Annotated in this window: 12 protein-coding genes, 2 pseudogenes and 1 other annotated feature; of the genes and pseudogenes, 12 read left to right on the forward strand and 2 right to left on the reverse strand. The window is 40.5% G+C overall.

Features of this window, described 5'->3' with window-relative positions; genetic code table 11:
• The first annotated feature begins 24 nt into the window (after window positions 1-24).
• Window positions 25-250, forward strand: a binding site (T-box leader).
• A gap of 71 nt (window positions 251-321) precedes the next feature.
• From trpE to trpA, 7 genes are read left to right on the forward strand one after another with little or no spacing between them, the layout of a single operon-like run.
• Window positions 322-1683, forward strand: a complete 1362-nt coding sequence (gene trpE, locus QMQ21_RS03340) for an anthranilate synthase component I (RefSeq protein ID WP_000439608.1) — start codon at window positions 322-324, stop codon at window positions 1681-1683.
• On the forward strand, window positions 1680-2246 hold the full coding sequence (locus QMQ21_RS03345) for an aminodeoxychorismate/anthranilate synthase component II (RefSeq protein WP_000601921.1): 567 nt from the start codon (window positions 1680-1682) through the stop codon (window positions 2244-2246). Before trpE ends, QMQ21_RS03345 begins: the two co-directional genes overlap by 4 nt.
• Window positions 2247-2256: 10 nt before the next feature.
• On the forward strand, window positions 2257-3261 hold the full coding sequence (trpD, locus tag QMQ21_RS03350; protein WP_023935654.1) for an anthranilate phosphoribosyltransferase: 1005 nt from the start codon (window positions 2257-2259) through the stop codon (window positions 3259-3261).
• Window positions 3258-4025 carry an indole-3-glycerol phosphate synthase TrpC gene (gene trpC / locus QMQ21_RS03355; RefSeq protein ID WP_023935655.1) on the forward strand — a complete coding sequence of 256 codons (768 nt, stop codon included), beginning with the start codon at window positions 3258-3260 and terminating at the stop codon, window positions 4023-4025. The genes trpD and trpC overlap by 4 nt, the downstream gene beginning before the upstream one ends.
• On the forward strand, window positions 4012-4611 hold the full coding sequence (locus QMQ21_RS03360) for a phosphoribosylanthranilate isomerase (protein ID WP_023935656.1): 600 nt from the start codon (window positions 4012-4014) through the stop codon (window positions 4609-4611). Before trpC ends, QMQ21_RS03360 begins: the two co-directional genes overlap by 14 nt.
• Window positions 4589-5812 carry a tryptophan synthase subunit beta gene (gene trpB, locus QMQ21_RS03365; RefSeq protein WP_023935657.1) on the forward strand — a complete coding sequence of 408 codons (1224 nt, stop codon included), beginning with the start codon at window positions 4589-4591 and terminating at the stop codon, window positions 5810-5812. The genes QMQ21_RS03360 and trpB overlap by 23 nt, the downstream gene beginning before the upstream one ends.
• A complete protein-coding gene (gene trpA / locus QMQ21_RS03370; protein WP_023935658.1) occupies window positions 5805-6581 on the forward strand; it encodes a tryptophan synthase subunit alpha in 777 nt (258 codons plus the stop codon). Before trpB ends, trpA begins: the two co-directional genes overlap by 8 nt.
• Here trpA and QMQ21_RS03375 read toward each other — a convergent pair.
• Window positions 6553-6654 (reverse strand): annotated as a pseudogene (locus tag QMQ21_RS03375) (prepilin peptidase); the annotation flags it as partial. The gene trpA and the pseudogene QMQ21_RS03375 overlap by 29 nt on opposite strands.
• Window positions 6655-6774: 120 nt before the next feature.
• Between QMQ21_RS03375 and QMQ21_RS03380 the strand changes: the two are divergent.
• On the forward strand, window positions 6775-7506 hold the full coding sequence (locus tag QMQ21_RS03380) for a spr1630 family ClpXP-sensitive toxin (RefSeq protein WP_023935659.1): 732 nt from the start codon (window positions 6775-6777) through the stop codon (window positions 7504-7506).
• A 14-nt stretch (window positions 7507-7520) separates the two neighbouring features.
• Entirely contained in the window at window positions 7521-8672 is a 1152-nt protein-coding gene (locus QMQ21_RS03385) for a spr1629 family repressor/antitoxin (protein ID WP_000481761.1), read from the forward strand.
• A 51-nt stretch (window positions 8673-8723) separates the two neighbouring features.
• Here the strand turns inward: QMQ21_RS03385 and QMQ21_RS03390 are convergent, their stop codons facing one another.
• The gene (locus QMQ21_RS03390; protein WP_000565602.1) at window positions 8724-9383 is read right to left on the reverse strand and encodes a prepilin peptidase; all 660 of its coding nucleotides are present in this window, start codon (window positions 9381-9383) and stop codon (window positions 8724-8726) included.
• Between the two features lie 69 nt (window positions 9384-9452).
• Between QMQ21_RS03390 and QMQ21_RS03395 the strand changes: the two genes are divergently transcribed.
• The 3 genes and pseudogenes from QMQ21_RS03395 to QMQ21_RS03405 all read left to right on the forward strand — a co-directional run bounded on the left by QMQ21_RS03395 (window position 9453) and on the right by QMQ21_RS03405 (window position 12160).
• Window positions 9453-9908 (forward strand): GNAT family N-acetyltransferase, encoded by a 456-nt coding sequence (locus QMQ21_RS03395; RefSeq protein WP_023935660.1) that lies wholly within the window; start codon window positions 9453-9455, stop codon window positions 9906-9908.
• Between the two features lie 180 nt (window positions 9909-10088).
• Window positions 10089-11078: pseudogene (locus QMQ21_RS03400) on the forward strand (LacI family DNA-binding transcriptional regulator).
• Between the two features lie 164 nt (window positions 11079-11242).
• On the forward strand, window positions 11243-12160 hold the full coding sequence (locus QMQ21_RS03405; protein ID WP_001084980.1) for an ABC transporter permease: 918 nt from the start codon (window positions 11243-11245) through the stop codon (window positions 12158-12160).
• Window positions 12161-12169: the final 9 nt, after the last annotated feature.

Below are 12169 nucleotides of genomic sequence, written 5' to 3' on the forward strand. Positions count from 1 at the left end.
TGCAGACTACCTAGAAGCTAAAAAATAAAAGATGGAAAAATTACAGTCCTTTCTCTCACAGAGAGCTTGTGGTTGCTGAAAACAAGCAGAGAAAACTGTAAGGTTGGGTCCATCTGAAACGAGAGAAGAAAACATCATTCTCAAGGGAGTGCCCTTTATCGCACAGCCTGTTACAGAATCTTTCTAAGACAGGAATGAGAGATAGGAGAAATCCTATAATTGAGGTGGCACCGCGAATTTCGTCCTCACGCAAGTTATTTTGCGTGGGGATTTTTCATACAGTCGCCACGGACTAGAAGTAGAACTGAAAGGGAAATTACAATGGAACGAATCATTCATGGAGATGTCTTATCACCAATCTTAGCTTATATGCGCTTAAAGGGACAACACAAGGTTATCTTAGAGAGTATTCCGAGAGACAAGGAAACAGCTCGTTTTTCTATCTTAGCCTATAATCCTGTTTTTGAGATTAAGTTTGAAAATGGAGTTCTTTACCAAAATGGGAAAATGATTGATCAGGATCCCTTGGATTTCCTTTATGAAGTGACTCATAAGAGCCAGCACCATTCAGAGCTCCCTTTTGGTGGTGGAGCTATTGGTTTTGTTGGTTACGATATGATTTCGCTTTATGAAGAAATTGGTCAAATTCCTGAAGATACAATTGGAACGCCAGACATGCATTTCTTCGTCTATGAGAGTTACATTGTCTTTGACCACAAGAAGGAAAAAATTCATGTCATCGAGGATGCTCTCTATAGTGAGCGCAGTCAAGAGGCCTTGGAAAAATCCTTGAACCAAGTGCTTGAGGAATTACGCATTCCTGCTCCAAATGAATTTGAAGACTTGGATCTATCTCCGTTAGACTTCAAACCGCATATCGCTCCACATAAGTTTGAGGGAATGGTAGAAACAGCTCGTGACTTGATTCGTAACGGAGATATGTTCCAATGTGTACTCAGCCAGCGTTTCTCAGCAGAAGTTACTGGAAATCCATTTGACTTCTACAGAAATCTCCGCGTGACTAATCCTTCTAATTACCTTTATTTCTATGATTTTGGGGATTATCAAATCATCGGAGCTAGTCCAGAAAGTTTAGTTTCTGTCAAAAATGGCATCGTGACAACCAATCCGATTGCAGGGACGCGACCAAGAGGGGCTACGGATGAAGAAGACAAGACCTTGGCGACTGACCTCCTCTCTGATGAGAAGGAAACAGCAGAACATCGAATGTTGGTAGACTTGGGGCGTAACGATATTGGCCGCATCTCTGAAACGGCCAGTGTCCAAGTTACTAAGTATATGAAGGTGGAGCTCTTCCGCTATGTTATGCATTTGACCAGCGTGGTCAAGGGACGTTTGCTTCCAGAACTCACTGCTATGGATGCCTTGAAATCAACACTTCCTGCTGGAACAGTTTCTGGAGCACCAAAGATTCGAGCTATGAGACGCATCTATGAACTGGAAACAGAAAAACGGGGCGTATACGCGGGAGCAATCGGCTACTTGTCTGCGACGGGTGATATGGATTTGGCCATTGCCATCCGAACCATGATTCTCAAAAATCAAAGAGCCTATGTGCAGGCTGGGGCAGGGATTGTCTACGACTCTATCGCCCAAAACGAATACCAAGAAACCATTAACAAAGCAAAATCTATGACTAGAATTGGAGAACTAAGACCATGATTTTATTGATTGACAACTATGATTCTTTTACCTATAACTTGGCCCAATACATTGGGAATTTTGCAGAAGTTCAGGTTCTGAGAAATGATGATTCCAAGCTGTATGAAGAAGCTGAAAAAGCAGATGGTCTGGTCTTTTCTCCTGGTCCTGGTTGGCCAGTTGATGCTGGAAAGATGGAAGACATGATTTGTGATTTTGCAGGCAAGAAGCCGATTCTAGGGATTTGTTTGGGTCACCAAGCCATTGCAGAAGTCTTTGGTGGTAAGCTAGGTTTGGCTCCAAAAGTCATGCATGGGAAACAGAGCAATATCAACTTTGAAGCGCCATCTGTTTTGTATCAAGGTATTGAGGATGGCCGTGCGGTCATGCGTTATCACAGTATTTTGATTGAGGAAATGCCAGAAGACTTTGAAGTGACAGCTCGTTCGACTGATGACCAAGCCATCATGGGGATTCAACATAAAAACCTACCGATTTATGGCTTCCAGTACCATCCAGAGAGCATTGGAACGCCAGACGGCTTGTCTTCTATTCGGAATTTTATCGAGAAGGTTGTAAAGTGAGGAAACTAGGATGAAAGAGATTATTGAAAAACTAGCAAAATTTGAAAATTTATCAGGTGTGGAAATGATGGATGTCATTGAGCGTATCGTAACTGGGCGTGTAACGGAAGCGCAGATTGCTTCTCTCCTCTTAGCTCTTAAGATGAAGGGGGAAACACCTGAAGAACGCACAGCCATTGCCCAAGTCATGAGAGGACATGCCCAACATATTCCAACTGAGATTCATGATGCCATGGACAACTGTGGTACAGGTGGAGACAGGTCTTTCAGTTTTAATATTTCCACAACTGCAGCCTTTGTCTTGGCTGGTGACGGTGTTCATATGGCAAAACACGGTAACCGCTCGATTTCTTCTAAATCTGGTTCTGCAGATGTCCTCGAAGCCTTGGGAATCAATCTTGATCTCAAACCAGCTGAACTAGGTAAGGTCTTTGATAAAACTGGAATCGTCTTTCTCTTCGCTAAAAATATGCACCCAGCTATGAAATACATCATGCCAGCTCGTTTGGAATTGGGAATTCCAACGATTATGAACTTGACTGGTCCCCTGATTCATCCAATGGCTTTAGAAACACAGCTTCTTGGAATTAGTCGTCCAGAACTCCTAGAAAGTACAGCTCAGGTTTTGAAAAATATGGGTCGCAAACGTGCCATCGTGGTTGCTGGACCAGAAGGGTTGGATGAAGCTGGTTTGAATGGAACAACCAAAATTGCACTTCTTGAAAATGGCGAAATCACCTTATCAAGCTTTACTCCCGAGGATTTGGGAATGGAGCGCTACGCTATCGAAGATATTCGTGGAGGCAATGCTCAGGAAAATGGAGAAATTTTGCTCAGCGTTCTTAAAAATGAACCAAGTCCATTCTTGGAAACGACAGTTTTAAATGCAGGTCTTGGTTTCTATGCTAATGGTAAGGTAGTTAGTATCAAGGATGGAGTTGCCTTAGCTCGTCAAGTGATTGCTAGTGGCAAGGCCCTTGAAAAACTCAGACTGTTACAGGAGTACCAAAAATGAGTCAGGAATTTTTAGCACGAATTTTGGAGCAGAAGGCGCGTGAGGTTGAGCAGATGGAGCTGGAGGAAATCCAGTCCCTGCGCCAGACCTATCGCTTGGCAGAATTTTTGAAGAATCATCAGGACCGCTTGCAAGTAATCGCAGAAGTCAAGAAGGCTAGCCCTAGTCTGGGAGATATCAATCTCGATGTGGATATTGTGCAACAGGCCCAGACTTATGAAGCAAATGGAGCAGTGATGATTTCGGTGTTGACAGATGAGGTTTTCTTTAAAGGGCATTTGGATTATCTACGGGAAATTTCCAGTCAGGTAGAGATTCCGACGCTCAACAAAGACTTTATCATCGATGAAAAGCAAATCATCCGCGCTCGCAATGCAGGTGCGACAGTTATCTTGCTCATTGTGGCAGCCTTGTCCGAAGAACGCCTCAAGGAACTGTATGACTACGCGACAGAGCTTGGTCTGGAAGTCTTAGTGGAGACTCACAATCTAGCTGAACTAGAGCTAGCCCACAGACTTGGTGCTGAGATTATCGGGGTCAACAACCGCAACTTGACTACCTTTGAGGTCGACTTGCAGACCAGTGTAGATTTAGCCCCTTACTTTGAGGAAGGTCGCTATTACATTTCTGAATCTGCCATTTTCACAGGGCAGGATGCGGAACGACTAGCCCCATACTTTAACGGAATTTTGGTAGGGACAGCTCTTATGCAGGCAGAAGATGTGGCCCAGAGAATCAAGGAGTTGCAGATTGACAAAGGTTAAGATTTGTGGACTATCGACCAAAGAAGCGGTGGAAACAGCCGTATCAGCAGGAGCCGACTACATCGGTTTTGTCTTTGCACCTAGTAAAAGACAAGTGACCTTGGATCAGGCTGCTGAGCTGGCAAAGCTTATTCCTGCAGATGTCAAAAAGGTTGGTGTATTTGTTTCACCAAGTCGGTCAAAACTGCTAGAAGCGATTGAAAAAGTTGGCCTAGACTTGGTTCAAGTTCACAGTCAGGTGGCGGATGATTTGTTTGAGAATTTGCCTTGTGCCAGTATTCAGGCTGTGCAGGTGGATGGAGAGGGTCATGTGCCCAATTCTCAGGCAGACTATCTACTCTTTGATGCCCCTGTGGCTGGGAGTGGTCAGACCTTTGACTGGGGTCAACTGGATACGATTGGACTAACTCAGCCTTTCTTTATCGCAGGTGGGCTTAATGAAGACAATGTAGTAAAAGCAATTCAACACTTTACTCCCTATGCAGTAGATGTATCGAGCGGAGTGGAGACAGATGGACAAAAAAATCATGAAAAGATTAGAAGATTTATAGAGAGGGTAAAGAATGACATATCAAGAACCAAATAAAGATGGATTTTACGGAAAATTCGGCGGACGTTTTGTCCCAGAAACATTGATGACAGCAGTTTTGGAGTTGGAGAAGGCTTACCGTGAAAGTCAGGCAGACCCAAGTTTCCAAGAGGAATTGAACCAACTCTTACGCCAGTATGTGGGGCGTGAAACTCCTCTTTACTACGCAAAAAACTTGACCCAGCATATCGGCGGAGCCAAGATTTATCTTAAACGGGAAGACCTCAACCATACAGGGGCTCACAAGATTAACAATGCCTTGGGACAAGTTCTTCTGGCTAAACGCATGGGCAAAAAGAAAATTATCGCTGAAACAGGTGCTGGTCAGCACGGTGTGGCAACTGCAACTGCTGCAGCCCTCTTTAACATGGAATGTACTATCTACATGGGTGAGGAAGATGTCAAACGCCAAGCCCTCAATGTGTTCCGTATGGAGCTTTTGGGAGCCAAGGTTGAGGCAGTGACAGACGGTTCGCGCGTGCTCAAGGATGCGGTCAATGCAGCCCTTCGTTCATGGGTGGCAAATATCGACGACACCCACTATATCCTTGGTTCTGCCTTGGGGCCTCATCCATTCCCAGAAATCGTTCGTGACTTCCAAAGTGTCATCGGTAGAGAAGCTAAACAACAGTATCGCGATATGACAGGTCAAGATCTCCCAGATGCCCTAGTAGCCTGTGTTGGTGGTGGGTCGAATGCCATCGGTCTCTTCCATCCATTTGTAGAAGATGAGTCAGTAGCTATGTATGGGGCTGAAGCAGCTGGACTTGGTGTAGACACAGAGCACCACGCAGCTACCTTGACCAAGGGTCGTCCGGGTGTCCTTCACGGTTCCCTCATGGATGTACTCCAAGATGCTCATTGTCAAATTCTTGAAGCCTTCTCTATCTCGGCAGGTTTGGACTATCCTGGTATCGGTCCAGAACATTCTCACTACCACGATATCAAACGTGCCAGCTATGTTCCTGTGACGGACGAAGAAGCCTTGGAAGGATTCCAACTCTTGTCTCGTGTGGAAGGGATTATCCCAGCCTTGGAATCTAGCCATGCTATCGCCTTTGCAGTGAAATTGGCCAAAGAACTTGGACCAGAAAAGTCTATGATTGTCTGCCTATCGGGTCGTGGGGACAAGGATGTGGTTCAAGTCAAAGACCGCTTGGAAGCAGATGCAGCAAAGAAGGGAGAAGCTCATGCCTAAGACACTAACAGAAAAATTGAATGCTATAAAAGCAACTGGAAAAGGAATTTTCGTTCCTTATATCATGGCTGGTGACCACGAAAAAGGTTTGGACGGTCTTGCTGAAACAATTCACTTTTTAGAAGATTTGGGTGTCTCTGCAATTGAAGTGGGCATTCCCTTTTCAGATCCTGTCGCAGATGGACCTGTTATAGAAGAAGCTGGCTTGCGTAGTTTAGCCCACGGGACTTCTACCCAGGCTTTGGTTGAAACCTTGAAAACCATTGAAACAGAGGTTCCGCTGGTCATCATGACCTACTTCAACCCCCTCTTTCAGTACGGTGTGGAGAACTTTGTCAAAGATTTGGTAGATACAGCGGTTAAGGGCTTGATTATCCCAGACCTGCCTCATGAACATGCCAACTTTGTAGAACCATTTTTGGCAGATACAGACATTGCCTTGATACCCCTAGTTAGTTTGACAACAGGACTTGAGCGCCAGAAAGAGTTGATTGAAGGAGCAGAAGGATTTGTCTATGCTGTTGCCATCAATGGGGTGACAGGGAAATCAGGCAATTACCGCGCAGATTTGGATAAGCACTTGGCACAATTGCATCAAGTGGCTGACATCCCAGTCTTGACAGGATTTGGGGTATCTAGTCAAGCTGATGTAGAACGCTTTAATGCGGTGTCAGATGGCGTTATCGTTGGTTCGAAAATTGTAAAAGCTCTCCATCAAGGAGAGCCAATTCAGGACTTTATCAGACAAGCAGTAGCTTACCAAAAATAATCACACAAGCAGCAAGTAAGAGGAAAGGCACGAAAGGAAGTCTTTCCTTTTTCTTTTGTAGGAGAAAGGCTAGTTTTAGATATCATTTGCCAAATTACTCTGATATGAAACTTTAAGAAAAAGCTAATTATTGTAGTAATTTCTTTAAGAAAATGATATAATTCATTAAAAAGTATTCGGAGGAGGAAGAATTATGTTAAATCAGGATCTCTTTGATTCGCTCAAGGCACAAAAAATTGTAGATACTTTGATGAAAGGTCAAAAAGATTATGTCGATGAACGTCTAGAAAAAAGAGAGACAATGATAGTGTCGAATGGTTATGCATGGACGCGACCTAATCATATTGATACTGCATTTGCATCAGCAGATTTGTTTGAGTATAAATTACAATTAGCAGGACAGACTTGGGGATATTTAGAATTTGAAACAAATACAGAAAAATATGGGAAAGTATTGTTAATTATAAAGGGTAAGAAGCGACTTACGAACCAATTTCCTTTGGTACAAAAAAATAAGAGTGGCTACTTATTTGAATATGCTCAGATGAATACACTTTATCTTAATCAACATTCTTCCTACAAAAATGATGAAGATAGTCATTCCTTTCCAATTCAGATGGAGTTAGTTTCTGATGAAATGATTCAAGAAATTGAACAAGCTACCAAAAATTCGAATATCGAAAAATTTATGATTTTAACTTATGAGGCAGACTCAGAAAACAATATTATATCTGTAGATGTTGTTATGCCTGATGCACGAACTGGTCAGTTACACTTGATTCAAGATTTGTCTGAGTATATTCAATCAAGTTCGTACCATTTCGAAGAAGCTAAATATCAAGATATTCCTAATTTTTCAGAATTATCGGAAACAGAAGATTTTGAAATTATTCCAAGAATAGAAAAACAAGAAGGTCAAAAGTAGTAAGGAGTATGTAAATGTTTAATGGTCGGGTATTGAAAGAATTACGGCTGTTAAATGGTTTAAGTAGAGCAGAATTGGCTCAGAGAATTAATTTAACGGAACAAGCCATTTGGCAGTTTGAGTCCAACGAAACGAAACCTAAATTATCAACCAAAATGCATTTGGCTAACCAATTTCATGTTGATTTAACTTATTTTGAACAGGAAGAGGAGAGCATTCGATTTGATTCTTCTGTAATTGCCTTTAGAAATGCAGACCTAGCAACACGGAAAACAATAGATATTCAAACTATGTATTTACATAAGGTAGATAGTTTGATTGATTATTTTGAAAGTTTTGTAATTATACCTAATATTACAATTCATGACCTAAGTAATGTAGTGAGTGAATCTTATCATAAGGGAAAATCCATTGAGGAATTGGCTCTTTATGCCAGGGAAAAATTAGGTATTTCAAAAGATAATCATGATTTGCTTTATAAATTAGAACGTTCAGGCATCTATATCGTGGAACGATTAATTAATGGTCAAGCTGATGCTTATAGCGCATGGTCAAAATTGGGAAGACCTTACATTGTGTTGGGAACGAATAAATCATCTGTACGTCGAAATTTTGACTTAGCTCATGAGCTAGGACATATTCTTTTACACAAATATAAAGATATGAATGAAGATGGCGATCGTTTGGAGCAAGAAGCAAATTATTTTGCATCATGTTTTTTATTGCCAAAAGAAGAGTTTTTAGTCAAATTTGAAGAGAGGGTTGGCAAGCGTGTCAGCAATCCTGATAGTTATATTTTATTGAAGTCGGATTTGAATGTTTCGATACAGGCTTTAGAGTATCGAGCTTTTAAGTTAGGATTATTGACTCCAAAGCAACATTCTTACTTTTATCGTCAAATTGCGCAAAAAGGTTACAAAATGATAGAACCTCTGGATGATCAAATTTTTGTTAAAAAACCAAGCAAAGTAAAGAGTATTCTGGACGTCGTTTTGAGTAATCATCTAGTCAGTCTAGCGACTATAATGTCTAAACAAAGTATTCGTTTACAGTTTATAAGCGAAATATTTTCAGTCGAAATGAAATTTTTTGATCAGTATCAAGAAGATAAAAGAACAGATCGATTTGATAACATCATTCCTTTGTACAAAAGAAATAATTTATAATTCAACTGTGAAATAATTTCATGAAGGACATATGGCAGAAATTGGACTTTATCAAACAAGCAGTAGCTTACCAAAAATAATCACACAAGCAGCGAGTAAGAGGAAAGGCACGAAAGGAAGTCTTTCCTTTTTCTTTTGCAGGAGAAAGGCTAGAATCCCCGTTGCAGAAGCAAACTGAATCAAGATGAGCAATTCTGTTGCGCTAAAGACGAGAGCGCAAGAAGCTAAAAAAAGGAAATCCCCTGCACCCATGCGGATATCGATAAAATGAGCCAAAATTCCAAGTATGAGGAAGGAGATCATGACCAGATTCCAGCCAGAGGAAGCTATTAGGATTAGGTGGAAAGTCATCCAGACCAGTAAGGGATATTCCTGATGGCGAAAGTCGTAGATGCCCAAGGTCAAACCAGCAGTGATTAGGATGACTTGACTCAAGGAAAGTAATTCCCAAGAGTAAAGCAGAAAGAGGAGTCCTAAGCCTAGTTCAAAGAGGGCATACCAGACAGGATAGCGGACCTTGCAGTAGCGACAGCAAAAGCGATTGAAGACCTGTGAGAGAATCGGAATCAAATCTAAGGGACGCAAGCGAGTCTGACAGGAATCGCAGTGACTGGCTGGACTGATAATGGATTGCTCTGGAAAACGGTCAATGACCAAACCAAGAAAGGAAGCGAGAATACTCCCGACAAGAAAAAAATAAATATCAATCATACTTATCTATTCGTAAAAAATAGGAGAAGTAGTATAATGGAGAGACATAGATAAGATGGTGAGGTCAAGATGATAATTCGTTTTGAAGAAAAGGTGAGCACAGAAAACGCTCAGCTCGTATGCCAATGGTCCAACTCCCTTGGCAAATCCTTTCAAGAACAATGGATGGGACCAAGGATTCCTTTTCCACTGACCCTTCAAGCCTTGCAAGACTTGGAAGGAGTCTTTTCAATCTTTGATGGACACGAGTTTGTCGGGCTTATCCAGAAAATCAGGCTAGAAGACAGCAATCTTCATATTGGAAGATTCTTTATCAACCCCCAGAAACAGGGGCAGGGCTTAGGTAGGCAGGCTTTAAGGAAATTTGTTAGTTTGGCCTTTGAAAATGAAGATATAGACAGTATTTCTTTAAATGTCCTCGAAGCAAATCAAAGAGCTCAGAATCTTTACCAAAAAGAAGGATTTGAAATCGTTCAAATGGTTGAAGCACCTGTACGGAAATACGTTATGAAAAAGGGGAGATAGGAAGAAACAAAGTCTTTTCCTGTGGTAGGTAGATTCCTATATATGAAATTGAAGGGATTTTAGGAAGCCAATTGGAGTGATTTTATCCATGATGGTAAAAAGGGTCTGGACAAAAATGATTGAGAAATAGTTGCTAAAAAAGCGTTTGCATGATACTATATATTGAAAGGAGGTGATAAGATGGTAGAACAAAGAAAATCAATTACCATGAAAGATGTTGCTTTAGAAGCAGGAGTTAGTGTTGGAACAGTTTCACGTGTAATTAATAAAGAAAAAGGCATTAAAGAAGTAACCTTGAAAAAAGTGGAACGAGCAATTAAAACCTTGAATTACATTCCAGATTACTACGCTCGAGGAATGAAAAAAAAAATCGAACAGAAACGATTGCAATCATTGTACCAAGTATCTGGCATCCCTTTTTTCAGAATTTGCTATGCATGTGGAAAATGAAGTCTATAAGAGGAATAATAAATTACTCTTATGTTCTATAAATGGTACAAATAGAGAGCAAGACTATCTGGAGATGTTGCGTCATAATAAAGTTGATGGAGTGGTTGCCATTACCTATAGTCCAATTGAACATTACCTGTCGTCAGAAATTCCTTTGTCAGTATTGACCGTACATACTCAGATATTGCAATTCCTTGTGTTTCATCAGATAATGATGCAGGTGGAAGAGAAGCAGCTAAACAATTAATTAGTAAAGGATGTCAGCACTTAGCCTTTGTGGGTGGACATAATACAACCATTAATGAAACCAAACGTCGTAGAATTTCATTTGAAAAGTATGTCCAAGAGCATAAAATACCTCTTAGTATTTTTGATTTGGATGAGACAGTTACTGACTATCATGGAAAGCTAGAGAGTTTCTTGGAAGAAAATCCTTCTATAGATGGAATTTTTACAATTAACGACTTTGCAGCTTTAGATGTTATTGATATACTAGAAAAAAATGGCAAACGTATTCCTCATGATGTCCAAATTATTGGATACGATGGAATTAAAATGGCTGGAGATAGAAATTATCTACTTTCAACAATTGAGCAACCCCTGGAGGAAATGGCTAGAGAAGCTGTACGAATCCTATTTGATATCATAGAAGGAAAGGCTGTTAATTTGCAGACAATCCTACCAGTAAAATTTGTTGAAGGAAAAACAACAAAAAAATGAAAATAAGTCTTGACAGAAAGCGCTATCAATGATAGAATGAATTCAGATAAAAAAGATTTATTTTTTAGAACAAAAATGAAACGTTTCAAAAAAGAAATAAATAGACAGCGCCAAGCGCTATCTTTTCTAGGAAAAAATGAAACGTTTCAAAAAAGGAGGTTGCTATGAATAGCAAAGCGAAGCAAGTTTCTCTTTGGGAAAGAATCAAGAAACAAAAACTCTTGTTATTGATGACTGTCCCTGGTTTAGTTTTAACCTTTATCTTTAAATACATTCCTATGTACGGGGTTTTAATCGCATTTAAAGATTACAATCCCTTAAAAGGAATTTTAGGGAGTGATTGGATTGGTTTTTCTGAGTTTACAAAATTCATATCCTCTCCCAACTTTGGTATCTTGTTAGCCAATACTTTAAAATTAAGTATCTATGGTTTATTGCTTGGCTTTTTACCACCAATCATTCTTGCTATTATGCTCAATCAACTCTTGAGTGAAAAAGTTAAAAAACGAATTCAGCTCATTTTATACGCACCAAACTTTATCTCAGTCGTTGTTATCGTTGGTATGATTTTCCTTTTCTTTTCAGTGGGAGGACCAATTAACAATTTTCTCTCTATGTTTGGAATGAAGGCTGACTTCTTGACAAATCCAGACTTCTTTAGACCTTTATACATCTTTAGTGGTATCTGGCAAGGAATGGGGTGGGCTTCAACGCTCTACACGGCAACGTTGGTAAATGTAGATCCAGCCTTAGTAGAAGCAGCACGACTGGATGGAGCCAATATCTTCCAACGAATCTGGCACATTGATATTCCAGCTCTTAAGCCTATTATGGTTATCCAATTTGTTTTAGCTGCAGGTGGAATCATGAATGTCGGATATGAAAAAGCATTCCTGATGCAGACATCGTTGAACTTGCCAACTTCTGAAATTATCTCTACATATGTCTATAAAGTTGGTCTTGTATCAGGAGACTATTCTTACTCAACAGCGGTTGGTTTGTTTAATGCAGTGATTAACGTAGTATTGCTAGTCGCGGTTAACCAAATCGTTAAACGCGTGAATAATGGTGAAGGAATTTAAGGAGGGAAG

It is taken from the genome of Streptococcus bouchesdurhonensis (genome assembly GCF_948472335.1).